18 protein-coding genes are annotated in these 17,694 nt (G+C 69.1%); 9 read left to right on the plus strand and 9 right to left on the minus strand.

Annotation, left to right across the window (positions count from 1 at the left end; genetic code table 11):
- Positions 1-128: 128 nt before the first annotated feature.
- From ACFQVC_RS24495 to ACFQVC_RS24520, 6 genes are all read left to right on the plus strand, one after another.
- Entirely contained in the window at positions 129-458 is a 330-nt protein-coding gene (locus tag ACFQVC_RS24495; protein ID WP_381834203.1) for a hypothetical protein, read from the plus strand.
- Positions 458-1,696: a putative T7SS-secreted protein gene (locus ACFQVC_RS24500; protein WP_381834206.1), complete on the plus strand. Its 1,239-nt coding sequence runs from the start codon at positions 458-460 to the stop codon at positions 1,694-1,696. The genes ACFQVC_RS24495 and ACFQVC_RS24500 overlap by 1 nt, the downstream gene beginning before the upstream one ends.
- Positions 1,697-1,730: 34 nt before the next feature.
- Positions 1,731-2,432, plus strand: coding sequence for a hypothetical protein (locus tag ACFQVC_RS24505; RefSeq protein ID WP_381834209.1), 702 nt, complete (start codon positions 1,731-1,733; stop codon positions 2,430-2,432).
- Between the two features lie 33 nt (positions 2,433-2,465).
- A complete protein-coding gene (locus ACFQVC_RS24510; RefSeq protein ID WP_381834211.1) occupies positions 2,466-3,122 on the plus strand; it encodes a hypothetical protein in 657 nt (218 codons plus the stop codon).
- A gap of 132 nt (positions 3,123-3,254) precedes the next feature.
- Positions 3,255-3,467, plus strand: a complete 213-nt coding sequence (locus ACFQVC_RS24515) for a hypothetical protein (RefSeq protein ID WP_381834214.1) — start codon at positions 3,255-3,257, stop codon at positions 3,465-3,467.
- Between the two features lie 18 nt (positions 3,468-3,485).
- Positions 3,486-3,836: a hypothetical protein gene (locus tag ACFQVC_RS24520; protein WP_381834217.1), complete on the plus strand. Its 351-nt coding sequence runs from the start codon at positions 3,486-3,488 to the stop codon at positions 3,834-3,836.
- A gap of 181 nt (positions 3,837-4,017) precedes the next feature.
- Here the strand turns inward: ACFQVC_RS24520 and ACFQVC_RS24525 are convergent, their stop codons facing one another.
- The 9 genes from ACFQVC_RS24525 to ACFQVC_RS24565 form a co-directional block, all read right to left on the minus strand.
- Positions 4,018-4,923, minus strand: a complete 906-nt coding sequence (locus tag ACFQVC_RS24525; protein WP_381834742.1) for an ABC transporter substrate-binding protein — start codon at positions 4,921-4,923, stop codon at positions 4,018-4,020.
- Between the two features lie 129 nt (positions 4,924-5,052).
- Positions 5,053-7,095 carry an ABC transporter permease gene (locus ACFQVC_RS24530; RefSeq protein WP_381834220.1) on the minus strand — a complete coding sequence of 681 codons (2,043 nt, stop codon included), beginning with the start codon at positions 7,093-7,095 and terminating at the stop codon, positions 5,053-5,055.
- A 43-nt stretch (positions 7,096-7,138) separates the two neighbouring features.
- A complete protein-coding gene (locus ACFQVC_RS24535) occupies positions 7,139-8,263 on the minus strand; it encodes a quaternary amine ABC transporter ATP-binding protein (protein WP_381834223.1) in 1,125 nt (374 codons plus the stop codon).
- Positions 8,260-9,789: a GMC family oxidoreductase gene (locus tag ACFQVC_RS24540; RefSeq protein WP_381834226.1), complete on the minus strand. Its 1,530-nt coding sequence runs from the start codon at positions 9,787-9,789 to the stop codon at positions 8,260-8,262. Before ACFQVC_RS24540 ends, ACFQVC_RS24535 begins: the two co-directional genes overlap by 4 nt.
- A 125-nt stretch (positions 9,790-9,914) precedes the next feature.
- Positions 9,915-11,417, minus strand: coding sequence for an aldehyde dehydrogenase family protein (locus tag ACFQVC_RS24545; RefSeq protein WP_381834229.1), 1,503 nt, complete (start codon positions 11,415-11,417; stop codon positions 9,915-9,917).
- Between the two features lie 266 nt (positions 11,418-11,683).
- On the minus strand, positions 11,684-12,637 hold the full coding sequence (locus ACFQVC_RS24550; RefSeq protein ID WP_381834231.1) for a hypothetical protein: 954 nt from the start codon (positions 12,635-12,637) through the stop codon (positions 11,684-11,686).
- 2 nt (positions 12,638-12,639) lie between these two features.
- The gene (locus ACFQVC_RS24555; protein ID WP_381834234.1) at positions 12,640-13,041 is read right to left on the minus strand and encodes a hypothetical protein; all 402 of its coding nucleotides are present in this window, start codon (positions 13,039-13,041) and stop codon (positions 12,640-12,642) included.
- Positions 13,022-14,818, minus strand: coding sequence for a hypothetical protein (locus tag ACFQVC_RS24560; RefSeq protein ID WP_381834237.1), 1,797 nt, complete (start codon positions 14,816-14,818; stop codon positions 13,022-13,024). Before ACFQVC_RS24560 ends, ACFQVC_RS24555 begins: the two co-directional genes overlap by 20 nt.
- A gap of 148 nt (positions 14,819-14,966) precedes the next feature.
- Entirely contained in the window at positions 14,967-15,380 is a 414-nt protein-coding gene (locus ACFQVC_RS24565) for a hypothetical protein (RefSeq protein WP_381834240.1), read from the minus strand.
- A 342-nt stretch (positions 15,381-15,722) separates the two neighbouring features.
- Here ACFQVC_RS24565 and ACFQVC_RS24570 point away from each other — a divergent pair, with 342 nt between their 5' ends.
- From ACFQVC_RS24570 to ACFQVC_RS24580, 3 genes are all read left to right on the plus strand, one after another.
- A complete protein-coding gene (locus ACFQVC_RS24570; RefSeq protein WP_381834243.1) occupies positions 15,723-16,187 on the plus strand; it encodes a hypothetical protein in 465 nt (154 codons plus the stop codon).
- Positions 16,188-16,429: 242 nt separating this feature from the next.
- The gene (locus ACFQVC_RS24575) at positions 16,430-16,726 is read left to right on the plus strand and encodes a hypothetical protein (protein WP_381834246.1); all 297 of its coding nucleotides are present in this window, start codon (positions 16,430-16,432) and stop codon (positions 16,724-16,726) included.
- A gap of 125 nt (positions 16,727-16,851) precedes the next feature.
- On the plus strand, positions 16,852-17,607 hold the full coding sequence (locus ACFQVC_RS24580) for a hypothetical protein (protein ID WP_381834249.1): 756 nt from the start codon (positions 16,852-16,854) through the stop codon (positions 17,605-17,607).
- Positions 17,608-17,694 lie beyond the last annotated feature (87 nt).

A 17,694-nucleotide genomic window follows, 5' to 3' on the forward strand; every position in this document is an offset into this window, starting at 1 on the left:
GGATCCGGCCCCCTCGGGCACCCGGACGGGAGGCTTCCACATCGCATGTATGGTGCGGATGAGGCTCCAGACGGCCCGTACATCTGCGTGTGATGCATCGGTAGCGGACACAGGGGAGAAACCGATCCATGGGGGATCACTTCAAGACGGACATCGGGCAACTTCAGCAGTTCCTGACAAATCTGGAGAGATGCGTCGACGAGCTGAACGAGGCCCGGTCCGCTCTGGATCACGTCCGCGCCGACCAGATAGGCACCCCCCGGCTCGACGAGGCCTGTGACAAGTTCCAGGACGAGTGGAAGTACGGGTCCGAAAAGACCAAGGAACTGATCGACGAGATCAAAGAGGGCGTGAAGGCCAACAAGAAGGGCTACGAAGAGGTCGAGGAGGCCTTGGAGAAGGCTCTCAAGCAGATCGCGGAGAAAAGCACTTCCGGTGGCGACGGGGGCGGTAAGTAATGGCCGCGAACCCGTACCCCAACATCGGCTTCAACCCCGTACCGGGCATACCCTCCGAGGTCGCGCAGCTGCAGAAGAAGGTGTCCGCGGCCTCGACGGCGCTCGAGAACACCCACCGGCAGCTGACGAAACTCACCGCCGAGAGCAGCTACTGGCAGGGGGACGCGGCGGAGGAGTTCCGCAAGAACCTTGAGGGCGACCTGCCGAAGTACCTCAAGAAGGCCGCCTCGGCGCTGCGCAGCGCCGCGGCCCAACTGCACAACTGGGACGGCCATCTGACGTCCAACCGCGAACTGGCGCAGAAGTACGACGCGGTGGTCGGCGAGAAGAAGGCCGCGGCGGACAAGGCGCGGAGCGAGTACAACCAGGCCGCGGACCACCCGGACCTGCGGCCCGCGCCGGAGTACCCCAGCCAGGCGGAAGCGGACGCCGCCACGGCCCGGATGCGGGCCGCCGAGCGGAGCCTCAACGAGGCGTCCGCGGCCGTGACCAAGGCCAACGCCGAGTACTCGGACATCAACCGCAAGATCAAGGAACTGGAGTCCCAGCACTCGGACGACGCCGAGATCGTCGCCAAGGCGCTGGAGAGCACGGCCGAGAAGGCTCCCGACAAGGGCTTCTGGGAGAGCGTCGGCGACGTCCTCGCCTCGGTCGGCAAATTCCTGGCGGACCACGCGGGCACCATTGGTGCCATCGCCGGACTGCTCGCACTCTTTCCCGTCCTGACCCCGATCATGGCGCCCATCGCGCTTGCTGCGAGCGCCGTGTCCATGGGCAAGAACCTCATGGACGACGAGTTCAGAAAGAACTTGATGTTCCAGGGCAGCGGAATGGAGATCTTCTCCGCCTACGCGTCCCTCGCCGGTGACGCGGTCGGCATGATTCCGGGCGGAAAGGCCTTGGGCCTCGCGGCCAAGGAGGGCTTCGAAGGCGCGGCCGACGGGGCCAACCTCGCCGCGAAGACCTGGGACGGCGTCAAGGGCGGGTTCTCCGGGATCGGCCGCTCGGCCCTCGACGAGGCCAACGACGCCTGGCGGGTCGCCGGTGAGTCCGCCAAGGGTTCCGCGGTGCTGATGGGAGACATCAGCGTCAACGGCCTCAACGTCGCCGCGAACGTCGTCTCCTCGGCGGAGACCTTCGGCGCCGTGGACGATGACGGCACCGAGCACAACACGGCCGAGGGCACCAAGGCCGCCGCGACAGCACACGGCATCGCCGGACTGCTGGGCCTGGTGTGAACGGCCACTGCGAGAGCGAAGGCACCGCATAACCGTGAACGAACTGATCACCGCACCACGGGACGACCGCAAGCCGTCCTTCTGGTACGGGCTGCCCGTCGGATATGTCTCCCTGGACCTGAATCCGCTGCCCGAGCAGCTCATGGAAGTCGTCAGTCAACTCCGTGGGCTGCACGGGCAGGAACGGGACGAGGCGGACCGGGCGCTGCGCCTGTACGCGGGCATCGTCGGCCTGTTGAACGCCAACCGGGTGCAGGAGTGCGCGCTCGGGGTCCATCCCGGCGAATCCGGTGGCTTCACGACGTCGGTGTTCACCGTGTCGACGCTGCCGACATCGGGGAGTCCGAAGCTTGTGGTGGCCGGGCTCGCGGGCAGCGCCGCGGACGGCGCCGACGAAGGCCTGCGCCCCCTTGAGCTGCCCTGCGGGCTCGGTTACCTCGCCGAGCAGCGCTCCCCCGCCCCGCGGTCGACCCGGCGGCCGGAGGTGAACGACTCGGCCCCGAGTCACCTCTGGCAGGGCACCGTCGCAGTGGCGGCCCAGAGCACCCCTGAGCTCATCGTGCTCCAGATGGTCACCCCGGATCTCGACTCCGCCGACGACTACCGGAACATATTGCTCGGCATCGCCCGCACCTTGACCTTCACCGACCCCACGCGAGCCGGGGCTGCCGACGAGGGCCGGAAGCCGGAAGAGCCGACCGGTGCCGCCGCCGCCATGCGGAACGACTTTGGATAGCACCAGTCACACTGGGCGACTGCAGGAGAATTGATGTCGGAGAACACTCAAAGTGCCCACGCGACGGGGGCGTTGGACACGGCCGCGCTGCGCCGGAAGCTGACCAACGGGATGTGGTGGGCCGGTACCCGCAACACCGCGGTCTACGCACTCATGGCGTTCGGAGGACCGGCAGCGGGTTCCGCGGCCAATCGCGCCGGCATGTCCTGGGTGTTCGTCATCGGAGGGCCGTGCATCCTCATCGGCATCTTCGGTCTGATCGGGTCGCTCAAGAGCATCCCCGTCGCGATCGTCCTCACCAAGAGCTGCCGCAGAACGCTCGCGCAGTACTCCTTCGACACGTTCTGCCCGCGGATCACCAAGGTGGCCGGCGCCGAGGCGACCAAGGGCCGGCCGAAGAGCATGACGCTCACGCTGCACACCGCCGACGGCCAGGAGTCGCCGCTGATGCGGATGAATCCGGTGCCCCGGCGCGGCCCGTGGCGCAACCCGTGGCCCGAAGGCATCGAGAACGGCGTGTACATCGCGGGAGATCTGCACTTCGGCGCGGTCGGCTATGTTCCGAGCAGCGGGGCGTTCTTCCTCATGCAGCCCGACGACTGGGAAGCGACCGAGCCGGGCCGCAAGCAGGCCGGCCCCGACCGCGTCGCCCGCGCGGAGCGGGCCGACCTCACGCGCAGGATCATCTAGGCCTCCACGGAGAGCCCGCCACCCGCGCGCAGACGACCGACCGGCGACCGGCACATACGACAGGAATGACGTCGCGTGACGCGAACTCCCCCGGAACCGGATGCAGCCCAAGTCCTCCAGAACAACCGGAGCATGCGCAACCGGCGCATCGCGGCCCGCGTGGTCCTCGGCGCCGCTCTGATCGCCGTGCCCTTCGCACTGCACTCGGCCGGGCTGCCCGTCTCCTTCTTCACGACGGTGTGGATCGTCCCTGGTCTGCTTGTGCTGGTGTTCCTGCTGCTGCGGCTGTCGCACGGACACCGTCTCAAGGTGTGCGAGAGAGTTCTCGGGACCTATCCGCTCTAGTACCGCACCCGCGTGGACATGCGCCGGAGCAGCACGTTCCTGGTCCTCGGCGAGGTGTACGTCGTGAAGCTGTCCTCCCGGGGGCAGCACGGCGCGAGACGTATGCGGGCCTTGAACGCGTCCACAAGGCGCCGCTGGCCCAAGGGCGCCGAGAACGACGGCGCCTGGTTCGCGGGCGACCCCGCCTTCGGGGGCGTCATGGTGGTGCCGGGCACCAACAACATGCTGTTCCTGCAGCCGGCCGGGTGGGAAAAGTACGCCAGGGAGCGCGCCGAGGCCGATCCGCAGCGCCAGGCACGGGCCGAACAGGCCGGTATTTCCAGGCTGTTGGAGAAGGAGCCGAACGTGATGATCGGCCTCGGCAACTAGGGCCGGCCTCACCGACCTCACGTGGCGAGAACAGCGCTCGTAGCGCATACGACGGTGCCGGCCGCCCCCAAGGAAGGGGTGGCCGGCACCGTCGTCATCGCAGGGCGTCAGCCCGGAGAACCGAGGGATCCGAAGGATCCGCAGGACCCGAAGGACCCGAAGGACCCGAAGGACCCGAAGGTCACTTCTTCGGCAGCCACGCCTGCCACACGTCCTTGTTCTCCTTGACCCACTTCTTCGCGGCTTCCTCGCCGGACATCTTGTCCTTGGCGATCCACTTGGCGACGACGTTCTGCTGCTCGGTGGTCCACTTGAAGTTCTTCAGGAACTGGGCGGCGTCACCGCCGTCCTTCGCGAAGTCCTTGTTGAAGTACTTCTGGAGCGGAGTGTTGGCGTAGCCGCACTCCGTCTTCTCCTTGGGCTCGTTGCAGCCTTCCTTGTACTCGGGGAGCTTGACCTCGACCAGGTCGACGTCCGAGTTGAGCCACTGCGGCTCCCACCAGTAGGTGATGAAGGGCTGCTTGTTCTTGTACTTCTGCTGGATCTCCTTGATCTGAGCGGCCTCGTTGCCGGTCTCCTTGACCTTGAAGTCCAGGTTGTGGTTCTTGATCAGGTACTCGTCGTACGTGGTGTACGAGGGGGCCGCGCCCAGGAACTCGCCCTTGTCGCCGGACTCGGAGGACTTGAAGTCCTTGGCCAGCTTGTTCAGGCCCTCCCAGGTCTTCGCCTCGGGGTGCTTGTCGGCGTAGTACTTCGGGATGAACCAGCCGATGTGGCCGGTCACGCCGAGGTCGCCGCCCTTGACGACGCTCTTCTTCTGGTCGATGTAGAGCTTCTGCTTCTCGGGCTGGCCGTCCCAGTCCTCGAGGATCGCGTCGGCCTCGCCGTTGTTGAGGGCGTCCCAGGCGATGGGCTCGTCCATCGTCTTGAGGTTGACCTTCTTGACGTCCAGCTCCTCTTCGAGGATCACCTTGGCGACCTCGGCGTTGGCCTGGGCGCCGACCCACGACGGGACGGTGATGGTGACCTCGTCGGAGCCACCGGACTTGCCGGTCTCGGCGGCACCGCAGCCGCTGAGGGCGACCATGCCGAGGACACCGGCACCGGCGAACAGAGTGCTTGATATGCGCTTACTGGGCTTCACTTGACGTTCCTTACTTGGCAGGAGATGCGGGAGATGTGAGACGGCGTGGGGGGCGCCAGGGAGTTGGCGGAGTCAGGAAGTGAGGACTCCGCGCTTGGCCGGTTCGCGGAGCTTGGCTGTCTCCGCGGCCGGCTGCGAGATCCGGTCGAGCAGGATGCCGAGGCACACGATCGCGACACCGGCGGTCATGCCGAGCCCGAGGTCACCCTTGGCCAGGCCCTTGACGACATCCACGCCGAGCGCGCCGCCGCCGATCATGCCCGCGATGACGACCATGGAAAGGACGAGGACGACACCCTGGTTCACCGCGAGCAGCAGCGCCTTGCGGGCCAGCGGCAGCTGGACCTGGCGCAGTTGCTGGCCCGTGGTGGCGCCGAGGGAGCGGGAGGCCTCCAGGGCCGCCGGGTCGATGGAGCGGATGCCCTGGTTGGTGATGCGGACGACCGCGGGCAGCGCGTAGATCACCGCAGCCGCGATACCGGCGAAGCGGCCGCCGAGGAACAGCGCCACCATCGGGATGAGATAGATGAACTGCGGCAGCGTCTGCATGGTGTCGAGCACCGGGCGGATCATGCGCTCCACCCAGTCGACGCGGGCGGCGAGAATGCCGATCGCGAAGCCCAGGACGAGGGTCACGACGAGGGCTGCGATGACCTGCGACAGCGTGTCCATGGAACGCGTCCACAGACCCATGCCGCCGACCAGGCCGAGGGCGAGCACCGTGGTGAGCGCCGCGCGCCAGCGGCCCGCCAGATAGGCGAGGACTCCGCCCACGAGCAGCAGCGCCCACCACGGGGTGCCCTGCAGCGCGTCGCGCGTCGGGTTGATGACGTAGTTCGCGAATCCCTGGGCCCAGGTGAGGGTGCCGCCGATGACCGGGATGCCGGAGCCGAGCTCGTTCTCGATCCACTCGGCGACCGTGTTGATCGGGCCCGAGACGGGCAGCACCCAGTTCTCCGGCCACTCCTGCTTGCCGAGGGCCTGGCCCGCCACCGTCGCCACCGCCACCGCGGCCACCAGGGCCCCGTAGCGGATCCAGGCGAACAGCGGGCGGCGGCCGGTCTTCGGCACATCGAGGCCCTCGCCGGCGGCGGCCGTCGTGCGGTCCAGCCAGATGGCCATCAGGACGATCGCGATACCCGCGGACGCGGCCTGGCCGGTGTCGAGGATGGAGAGCGCCTTGAAGATCAGCTCACCGAGTCCGGCGGCGCCGATCATCGCGGCGAGCACGACCATCGAAAGGCACATCATGATCGTCTGGTTGAGGCCCAGCAGCATGTGCTTGCGGGCGAGCGGCAGACGCGCGGTGATGAGCTGCTGCCAGGACGTGGCGCCGAGCGACCGGGACGCCTCCAGGGCGGCCGCGTCCGCGCTGCGCAGGCCGAGCGCGGTGAGCCGGGCCATCGGCGGGGCGGCGTAGATCACCGTGGCGGCGAAGGCCGACGGCACATCGGTGCCGAAGATCAGCACGAAGGGCAGCAGATACGAGAACGCCGGCAGCACCTGCATGGTGTCGAGGACCGGGCGCAGGATGCGCTCGCCGCGGTCCGAAAGCCCGGCGATCAGTCCGAGCAGCACACCGATGAGCGCGGCCACGGCGACGCTGACCACCATCAGGGAGAGCGTCTCCATGGCGCCTTCCCACACGCCGAGCACACCGATGACGGCGAACGTGACGAGCGCCGTGGCCGCGGTGCGCAGCGCGCGGCGGCCCAGGTCGGCGCCGCCCGCGAGCCAGCCGATGGCGACGGCGGCGACCGTGACGCCGATGAAGCCGAGGCTCTCCAGGACTGCGGTCACACCGTCCACCGCGGATGTGGCGGTGTTGCTGATGTGCAGCAGGAAGTACAGGAAGATCCAGTGCCTGTCGCGGTTTTCGACCAGCCACTCGTTGAAGTCCGTCAGCGGTGCCTTCAGGTCGAAGGTCAGGTCGGCGGGCCAGATGCCGCTGCCGCTGACGGCCGCGCTGACGACCGCGACCAGGAGGACCGCGATCAGGAGCAGTGCCTTGGGGTGGGCGGCGATGCGGGCGAGGACACCGGGCGTCTGCGGGACGACCGGGGTGCTCTCGGGCACATCGGCCTTGTCCAGTACGGGAGTCGGGGCGGTACTCATCGGCGGCCCCCTTCCGTACGGGAACGGCTCATATGGTCGGTACTCATACGGCCGCCACCTCCTTGCCCTCGGTGTCGGTGGTGTCGGGCCCCTCGTCGATACCGGCGACCACCGCGAGCAGCCGCGAGTGGTCGACGACGCCGAGGGTGCGGCCGTTCTCGACGACCCGGCAGTGCTCGCCGCTGCGCGCGACGGCCTCGATGGCGTCGACGACCAGGGTGTCGGGGGCGAGCGCGGCGCCCGATTCGGCCTCGTCGGAGTCGGCGGGGCGCATCGCGCGGCGCACCGAGATGACCTGCTCGCGCGGGACGTCACGGACGAAGTCACGGACGTACTCGTCGGCCGGGTTGGCGACGATCTCCTCGGGGGTGCCGAGCTGCACGACGCCGCCGTCCCGCATCAGCATGATGCGGTCGCCGAGGCGCAGGGCCTCGCTGAGGTCGTGGGTGATGAAGACCATCGTGCGGCCCTCTTCGCGGTGCAGCCGGACGACCTCTTCCTGCATGTCCCGGCGGATCAGCGGGTCGAGGGCGCTGAACGGCTCGTCGAAGAGCAGTACTTCGGGGTCGACGGCGAGGGCGCGGGCCAGGCCCACACGCTGCTGCTGACCGCCGGAGAGCTGGGTGGGGCGGCGCTCCTCCAGGCCCTGCAGGCCGACCTTCTCGACGATCTGCAGCGCCTTGGCGCGGCGCTCGGCCTTGCCCATGCCCTGGATCTCCAGGCCGTACGCGACGTTGTCGAGGACGGAGCGGTGCGGCAGCAGGCCGAAGTTCTGGAAGACCATCGCGGTCTGGCGGCGGCGCAGTTCGCGCAGCCGGTTCTTGTCCATGGCGAGGACGTCCTCGCCGTCGATGGCGATGGTGCCGCTGGTCGGCTCGATCAGCCGGGTCAGGGTGCGCACGAGGGTGGACTTGCCGGAGCCGGACAGGCCCATGACGACGAACACCTCGCCGCGCTTCACCTCGAAGCTCACGTCCCGCACGGCGGCGGTGCAGCCGGTGCGCTCACGCAGCTCGGCGCCGGACAGGGCGGCGTACTCCTTGTTGCCCGGTATTCGGTCGGCCTTGGGGCCGAACACCTTCCACAGGTCGCGGACGGCGAACACGGGCGCGGCGGGGTCCTTCGCGGCCTCGGGACTCCCGTGGGTCTTCTCAGTGGCGGCGGTCATCGGACATCACTCCCGGTCAGCAGTTCCGCGCACTTCTCCCCCACCATCAGCACACCGATCATCGGGTTCACGGCGGGCATCGTGGGGAAGACGGACGCATCGGCGATACGGATGCCATCGAGGCCGCGGACCGTCAAGTCCGGGGACACTACGGCAAGTTCATCAGCGGAGGAACCCATTCGGCAGGTGCCCGCAGGGTGGTAGACGGTGTGCGCGACCTTTCGCGCGTACTCGCTCAGCTCTTCGTCGCCGGTGACCTCGGGCCCGGGGCACACCTCACGCTTGAGCCAGTGCGCGAGCGGCTCGGACTTGGCGATCTCACGGGCGATCTTGATGCCGTCGACGAGCGTACGGCCGTCGTAGTCGTCCTCGTCCGTGAAGTAACGGAAGTCCAACGCGGGCTTTACTTCCGGGTCCTTGCTGGTCAGGTAGACACGGCCGCGGCTCTTCGGCTTGGGGATGTTGGGCGTCATGGACACACCGTGCTCGGGGCGCTCGTAGCCGAGGCGCTCCGGGTTGTCCGTGAACGGGATCTGGTAGAAGTGGAACATCAGGTCGGGCCCCTGGAACTCGGGGTCCCGCTGCACGAACAGACCCGCATCCGAGTCCATCGCGGAGTTCTCGGGGATCGGCCCGTTGGTCTCCCACACGATGACCGACTCGGGGTGGTCGAGCAGATTCTCGCCGACGCCCGGCAGATCGTGTACGACCTCGATGCCCAGGGCCTCCAGGTCCTTACGGGGACCGATGCCGGAGTGCATCAGCAGGCGCGGGGTGTCCACGGCGCCCGCGCAGACGAGGACTTCGCGGCCGGCCTCGACCAGCAGCTCCTCGCCGTCCTTGGTGCGCACGTGGACGCCGCGGGCGCGGGTGCCGTCGAGCTCCAGCTTGTACGCCCAGGTCTCCAGCATCAGCGTGAGGTTGGGGCGGTCGCCGGCCTCGATGTGCGGGTGCAGATAGGCGACCGAGGCGCTGGAGCGCTTGTTGTTCTCGGGGTGGTAGGCCAGGTCGAAGAAGCCGACACCGTCCTTGAAGGGCTTCTTGTTGAAGCCCTCCACGCGCGGGACGCCGAGCGCGGCCTGCGCGGCGTCCACGAAGTCGCGGGCGATGGCGTTGCGGTCCTTCTCGTCGACGGCCACGACGTTGTTGCGCAGCTTCGCGAAGTACGGCTCCATGGACGCCGCGTCCCAGCCCTCCGCGCCGTTCGCCGCCCACTCGTCCCAGTCGGACGGCAGCGGCTTGAAGGCGATGAGGGTGTTGTGCGAGGAGCAGCCGCCGAGGACCTTGGCGCGGCTGTGCCGGATGTGCGAGTTGCCGCGCGGCTGCTCGGTCGTCGGGTAGTCGTAGTCGAGGTCCCCGCCGAGCAGGCCCATCCAGCGGCGCAGGGTCAGGACGTCATCGCGGTCGATGTCGCTGGGGCCGCCCTCGATGACGGCGACGGTGACGTCGGGGTTCTCGGTGAGACGGGATGCGATCACCGAACCTGCGGTGCCGCCGCCGATCACGACGTAGTCGTACTGAGGCATGTCTGTCTGCTCCACTTCGTGCAAAAGTGCTTCGCGTAATGGGTGCTTGCGGGGGTGCTTCTTACGTGAGGGGGGGGGTGCCCGGCCCGCGCGGGGCCGGGCTCAGCCCGTGCGCGGGGCCGTGCTCAGCCCGCGAACCAGCGGACCGGCTTCGGGTCCAGGTTCTGGTAGATGTGCTTGGCCTCGCGATACTCGGCGAGCCCCGCGGGGCCCAGTTCACGGCCGACACCCGACTTCCCGAAGCCGCCCCACTCCGCCTGCGGCAGGTAGGGGTGGAAGTCATTGATCCACACGGTGCCGTGGCGCAGACGCGCGGCGACGCGGCGGGCGCGGCCCGGGTCCTGGGTCCACACGGCGCCGGCGAGGCCGTACTCGGTGTCGTTGGCGAGGGCCACGGCCTCGTCCTCGGTGGTGAAGGTCTCCACGGAGAGCACAGGACCGAAGACCTCTTCGCGTACGACACGCATCTCGCGGTGGCAGCCGTCGAGGACGGTCGGCTCGTAGAAGTAGCCCTCGGCGGGCCGTACTTCGCTGGGCTCGGGCCGCTTGCCGCCGGTCAGGAGCTTGGCGCCCTCTTCCAGCGCGGAGGCGACATAGCCCTCGGTCTTGTCCAGCTGCTGCTGCGAGACGAGCGGGCCGCACTCGACGCCGTCCTCGGTGCCGCGGCCGAGCTTGATCTTCGCGGCGCGGCGGGCGAGTTCGGTGACGAAGCGCTCGCGCACCGACTCCTCGATGATGAGGCGGCCGCCGGCCGAGCAGACCTGGCCGCTGTGGATGAACGCGGCGTTCAGGGCCTGGTCGACGGCGGTGTCGAAGTCCTCGTCGGTGGCGCAGGCGTCGGCGAAGACGACGTTGGGGTTCTTGCCGCCGAGTTCGAGGGCGACCTTCTTGACGCTCACGGCGGCGGCCTGGGCGACCTTGGTGCCGCTGACGAGTCCGCCGGTGAAGGAGATCAGGTCGACGTCGGGGTGCTCGGCGAAGCGGGCGCCGACGGTGTGGCCCGGGCCGGTCACGATATTCGCGACGCCGGCCGGGAGTCCGGCCTCGACGAGCAGCTCGATCAGGGCCACCGTGGTCAGCGGGGTGACCTCGCTGGGCTTGATGACGAAGGTGTTGCCGGCGGCGAGCGCCGGGGCGATCTTCCAACTGGCCTGCAGGAGCGGGTAGTTCCAGGGCGTGATCATCGCGCAGACACCGATGGGCTCGTGCACGACGACGCTGTGCACCGTGTCCGTGCCCGCGTCCACGACCCGGCCCGCGCCTTCGCCGATGACGAGGTCGGCGAAGTAGCGGAAGGCGTCGGCGACGCAGTCGACGTCGACACGGCCCTCTTCGACGGTCTTGCCCGCGTCCCGGCTCTCCAGGAGGCCGATCTCCTCGCGGTCACGGACCAGGAGGTCCGCGACCCGGCGCAGGAGCGCGGCCCGCTCGGCGACCGGGGTGTGCCGCCACGGGCCCTGGTCGAACGCCTTGCGTGCGGCGGAGATCGCGGCGTCCGCGTCCTCGGTGCCGCCCTCCGCCACCACGGCGAACGGCTTGGCATCCGCGGGGTCGAGGATCTCGCGCGTGGCTCCGGAGGCGGCGTTACGCCACTCTCCGTCCACGTGGATGGTCTGTTGTGCCGACACTTCGCGTCTTGCCTTCCGTTTACCGATTTGTTCACTGCGAGTCACGCCAGTGATCCGATGCCCCTGCCCTGGGGCCTGAAAAGCATGTCGGTTCCCGTGTGGAAAGTGCCATGAGTCACGCCACATGCGGGCGAAAGGCCCTGGTCATGTGGGTAAGACTGGTTTGTCCGGGCGGTGCGGCGGCGAGATACGTGACACATAAGGCCACTTTCAGCACTCTTGTCGTCACTCTCCGTGCGAGGGCCTCGGCCGGAAGGCGCCGCCGGTCAGAAGTCACCGGGTGTTACGGCGAACGACGTCGCCGCCTCCTCGATGGCCTGGCGCTGTTGCGGCCACTCGTCCGCCGGGCCGATGCTGAGGACCGCGTACAGCGTCGCGGGACTGTCGGACGTCGCCGGGATGATGCGGTCCAGGGTGCGAAGACGCATGTCCCACTGCTCGCTGTCGTAGGAGTAGTCGAGCTCCGCGGCCTCGCCCCGCTCGTCGGAGACCGGGCCCAGGCTTGTGCGTTCGTAGCCGGGCAGCCGCTTGAGGTCCTTCTCAGCCAGCCTCAGGGTGCTCATCGGGGTCGCGTCCGGCTCGGTGACCTGGAAGACCTGGATCCGCTCGGGGCCGTCGGGCGCCTCGTAGTAATAGAGCGTGACGCCGTTCTTGCCGGATTCCGTACGGCGCTGCCAGCCCTGCGGGACCACCAGGGCGAAGCCGTCCTCGGTGACCGTCTCGTAGCCGGGCGGAGGCGGGGTCGGCGAGGGGCTCGCGGTGGGAGTGGTGTCCGAGGGATCCGAGGAGGCGGAGTCCGACGGCGTGGACCCCGGCGAGGACTCGACGGCGCTCGGTGCGGGCTTCGCGTCCGCGGGGGTGTCGTCGCCGCGGCCCCACAGCAGATAGCCGCCGACGCCGGCCGCGACCACGGCCACCACCACGGCGGCCACCACCGCGTTGCCGCGGAACCACGGGCGCCGCGCGGAGCCTGGCTGTCCGTACCGGCCTGACTGTCCGTACTGGCCTGGCTGTCCGTACTGGCCGGGCCCGCCGTACTGCCCTGCGTGCCCCGGCTCTGGCTGCCCCGGCTGCCCAGCCTGTGTCTCGAACTCCACGCCGCCCGGGGCGTGTTCGGGGCGCGGCGGGGGCGGTGGTGTGTACGGCGCCCGGTCGTTCCGGCCGCCGGTCTCCCAGCTCTGTGTGTCGGGGTTCCAGCGGACCTGGCCCTCGTCGGCCACGCTCAGCTCCCCAGGAGCGCGCCGACGGCCTGGCCGACGGCGGCCGCCGAGGCCACGAGCCCGGTCACCGCGCCCGCGTCGGCGAGCGCCTGCCGCAGCCGCACGAGCCTGCCGTCGGCGGCCCGGCCGGTGCGCTCGATCTCGCCCTCGGCACGCTCCAGTTCGGCATCGAGAGTGAGCGTCTGGTCGTTGCGCACAAGCCGGGCGAGGTCGGCCCGGAGCTCCCGCACCGCCCGCAGGAGCTCCTCCTGGTCCGGGTCACGGCGGTCCGCGCCCGGCTGGTGGACCACGCTGTTGCCGTCACCGATGGCGAACGCGCCCTGCACGTTGTGGATATGGATACCGGAAGAGCCCCGCACGGGCCCCTGCCCGTCCTTGCCGCTGTCACCCATGGCCGCTGCCATCCGCGTCTCCCCCGTCCTTGGTGAACGGTGCGCCGGAGGCGGGCTGTGCGCCCGGACTCCCCGTCGCCGCCGCCTGGTTGGTGATGGTGTTGTGGTCGCCCACGGCGAAGGCGCCGCTCGCGTGCTCGATGAGGGTGCCGCCGCCGCTGACGTTCACGATCTTCTGCGCGAACTCGTCGGTGCGGTAGCCCGCGTCCTTGAGCGCGCTGCGGACGCCGTTGGCCACACGGTCCTGGACGGACTTCAGATAGCGGCGTACGTCCATCTCCTGGAAGAGCGAGGCGTCCCCGTCCGAGCCCAGCTCGCGCACCGACACCGCGGGCCCGTCCGGCAGCGCCGCGCCCTGGCCGCCGGTCAGGATGCGCCAGCTGAACGCCAACCCGCGGCCCAGGGTGGCCAGGGCGTCCACGAGCGAGCGCGGGGTGCGGGCGAGCGCCCAGACACCCTTGCCGAACAGGCTGTTGTGGCGGTACTGGTGGGCGATCCGGTCGGCGTTCCCGAAGTCCTTGCGGACCGGGAGCAGCACATGCGGGGCGATCTCCAGCATCAGCATGCCGCCCTGCGTGTGCACCCGTACGAAGACCGTGGTGACGACCTCCTCCTCCCAGCCGCCCACCCTGATCCGCAGGAAGTGCCGCCGGGTCTCGCCGCCCTCCTCCACCGCCTCGGCCCGGTGGACCAGGAAGTCCTGCTCTCCGTAAGGCGCGAGGTCGCGCCGCGGCAGCCCGGCCACCGGCAGGAACACACACTCGTCGACCTGCAGTTGGCGCAGCCGGTCGCGCACCCTGGCCCCGGCGTGCGGTGCGGGCACCCGCAGATCGGCCAGGAGCGGGCGGATGGCGTCCAGGATCACGCGGTTGCCGAGCGGCTTCTGCTCATCGGCCGTCTCTTCGGGCCGCAGTTCGACGGCGAGCGTCCAGGAGTCGTACGGCGTGCCCGCGCCGCAGAACGGGTGCGCCGAGTGGTACATCACCAGCGGAGCGTGCTGTTCGGTCCTGATCCGCCCGCGAAGCCGCTGGAACCGGCCGCCCTCGGCCGCCTCGGCCGGGTCGGCCGCCACGTCGGGGAACCTGCCCGGGTGCAGCTCGGCCGCCAGGGCCCGCGCGAACTGCCCGCGCTTGGCCGCCACACACACCGTCACGAGCAGCAGCGCCGCCAGCGCCGCCCAGGCATGGAAGGGCCTGACCTCGCCTGCGCCGGACGAGCCGGTTTCCAGGAGCAGTTCGTCCAGCGCGTCGGGCAGAAAGGCGCCGGCGACCGAGACGGCGCTCTCGCCCCCGCTCCCGCCGGTGACCACCCGGCCCAGGGCGAGGAGCGCGTAGATCATCAGGATCCGGCCCCACCAGCGCACCCACCAGGCGGGCACCCGGCGCCAGACCGGCGGGCGCTCCTGGGTGCCGCGGATCTTCGCGGCGAGGAACAGCACCACGGACGGCATCAGAAAGACGAAGAGCAGATACTCGCTGAGCACGAAGCCGAGGACCCAGAACAGCAGGATGAGCGCGGACCAGCCGAGTTCGAGACGGCGGGCACGCAGCGCGTGGGCGAGCACCCGGGCGGCGTCGAAGCCGAGCGAGGGCGCGACGATGCGCTCCTCGTGGACGTACAGCTCCTCGATGACCGCGTCCCGGTAGGCCTCGTCGAGATAGCCGCCCGCGCACAGCAGCCGGGTCGCCTCGCTGGCCTCGGGGGGTGCGGGAGGCAGGGCGGCCGGGACTCCCTGGGCCTCCGTCCGCGCCGGACCGGCCTGCGCCGGCACCTGGGTGTGCTGCGTCAACGCTCCCCCTGTGACTCCAACTGCCTTATGAGGCGCATGTGTTGGGACGGAATGTGTGCCGCGTCACAGCATAGGGGAAGCAGTGCCGCCCGGGCGCCCCCCACAGGCACCCGGGCAGCGGTCCCGCCGGACCTCTTTGGGGGTTCTCTCAGAGCTTGATGGCGGGCGTGTTCCCGACGCCCTTGATCTGCGTATAGACCTTGGTCTTGTCGGGGAAGGTCCGGGGCGACGACTTGTAGTCCCACGAGACCCGGTAGACGTTGCTGATCTCGCCCACGAACTTGGCCCGCAGCCACTTGCCGAGCTGCGGCTTCTTGCCGGGCTTCACCACCACGCTGCGCAGGAAGTAGGTCCCCTTCTTCGGGGCGGTGTAGTCGCCCATCAGGTAGTGCAGCTTGTTGGCCTTCTTGTCGGCGACCACGGCCGTGGTGCGGGTGTGGTGGTGACTGTCCGCAACGTAGTGCTTCTTGGCCGCGAACGCCGGTGAGGCGGACAGGAGAACCGCGGCTGCCACACCGGCTGCCAGGGCGCCGGTCGTGGAGGCCTTGCTCAGGGTGCGCATCAGGGGCTCTTTCGTCGCTGGTTGGCGGGTTGCGGATCGCCTGGCCGGAATACGTACGACAGGACCAGGCCGACGCTGGCCGCTCCGACGAGGAGCAGCACTTCGACGGTATTGCTCATGGCATACGGATCCTGCTCCTTCGCGCAGCGGCGGCGCCATTGGCTCTTCGGGCAGTTGCCCGGAGGGGCGTGGTCTCTTCGGGTCATGCCCCAACTGCCAATTGTGAGCGTGCAGTCGAGCGGATTAGAAATGTTCTCGCCAGGCCAACTGCGGCCTTGCTCCCGGGAGTTGTTCGGATCCCCATCCTTTTCCGGGATATCCGCTCAAGAAAGGCTGCATTCCGTGAACCGGAAACTGCGCATAACCGCCGCATCCCTCGTTGCCGCCGTCGCCCTCGGTGTGGCCGCGCCGGCCGCGTCGGCCGCGACCCAGGAGTCCGCCCCCCGCGTCGCCGTGACCCAGACCGCCGGTGGCAACCAGGCCGGTGCCGCCACGCTGTCCCCGAGCATGGCCAAGCTGGTCTCCGAGGCCCAGGCCGCTTCGGCGAACGCCGACACCAAGTCCGGCTCGAACCAGGTCGCCCCCAAGGGCTGGTGGGACAAGCTGAAGAAGAAGGCCCTGAAGAAGGCCTTCAGCAAGCTGCCGAAGAAGTGGCAGAAGAAGATCAAGTCGTGGGCGAAGAAGGGCTACAAGTACCTTCGTGCGCAGCTCGCCAAGCTGCCCAAGCCGGTTCGCTGGGCGATCACCCTCGGTGGCTCGATCACCCTCAAGAACGCTGCCGAGTGGCTGATCGACATCCTGTTCTGATCCCTTCCCTTCGGGGAGCCGGTCGGACGGAATGCTGTGCGCCCCTGGGTCCGCTGCTGCGGCCAGGGGCGCACAGCCGTCTCCGCCGCCACTTCTTTCGCTCCCGAGGCAACGGCCGCGGACCTTCCGGCGTCCCTCAGGGTGCTGACGTGTCCCGGCCACATGGCAGGATGCGCACCTGGCCTTGCGGCGGCGTGGCCAGGCACAACTCTGTTATGAGCACACCGAATTGAGGAGTAGCAATGGTTGACGGAACCTCCGGGACCGCGACGGGCGCCAAGTCCAAGGGAGCGGTGGACCACGCCTGGCCGCCGATCCTTCTGTTCATCGTGGCGAGCATCGGCACCGGAACGCTCTCGGACCGGCCCACCATGTTCTGGATCAATGCGGCCATTGTCGCGGTCGGCCTCGTCTCCGCCGTCGTGAAAATTCCCAAGGTGTGGAAGCTGCGCCGCGAGCAGGGCATCGCCTACCTCCTCATCGTGCTCGTTCTGGGAACTGCGGCATTCGCCGTCGACCGGGTACTCGGCAATATTTAGTGAGCGCAGTATTCAGTGAGCCCTGGCCGCCCCTTGCCCATTGGGGCGGTGCCTGAAAGTCCAATATCGCGTAACTCCCCTTTTCCCTAGGGTGATTGACACGTCCCCCCGGAAAAGGAGTAGCGGTGCACAACGGATTTCCCATGCGGCGCATCGGATCGGCCGCCGTCGCGGGCGCGGCGGCCCTCGCGGTCCTGGCCCCGGCGGCATCGGCCGTCGACCACGCTCCCGTCCGGCAGCAGACGGCGGCCGCCCAAGAGCACGTATCCGCGCAGGAAGGCGCGAAGAAGCGGCTGACCGTCAAGGGATACGTCGGCTATCTGGAGGCCAAGGGCACGCCCGCCGCCAAGGCCACCCTGCGGTCCTTCCGCAAGCTGTCCCCGGCCCAGCAGACCAAGTTCGTGGGCTACTTGCAGAGCCGCGAGGTCTACTCGGCGTTCCTCGGCGCGCTCAAGGGCAGCACGAGCACTCCGCATCTGCGCAAGCCGGTCGCGTACAACAGCGATGTGCGGTTCGTGCGGGACGCCCGTATCACCAAGAAGTCGAGCAGCAGCAGGACCAACACCAGGATCACCTACACGATGACGGAGCAGATCTACGGCATCGCGGTCACCAGCGAGCAGCTCTGGGTCTCGTACCAGACCAAGAGCGGCAAGGTCACCAAGGTCCTGGGCGCCGGCGCCTCGGTGTCCAATGTGAACGCCGCGCTCGCCATCCGCCACGGCAAGGTCGAGCGCCGCAAGCAGGGTCCGGGGGTGTTCGCCGAGACGACCGTGCACGCCTCGCCGCGCTACCCGGGCTTCGGCTCCAGGATCGTCAAGGAGCAGCGGGTGGACGCCGGCTGGAAGGGCACCTGGAAGGCCGTCCTGCGCAACGCCTGACCCGCCGCACTCACCTGTGGCCCACCGCCCCGTCCCCACGGGAAAAGCACTCCGCCCCGGCCGCCGTCTCGTAACGGCCGCCGGGGC

This window comes from Streptomyces monticola, assembly GCF_042665355.1.
In the GTDB taxonomy this organism is placed as follows: domain Bacteria; phylum Actinomycetota; class Actinomycetes; order Streptomycetales; family Streptomycetaceae; genus Streptomyces; species Streptomyces monticola.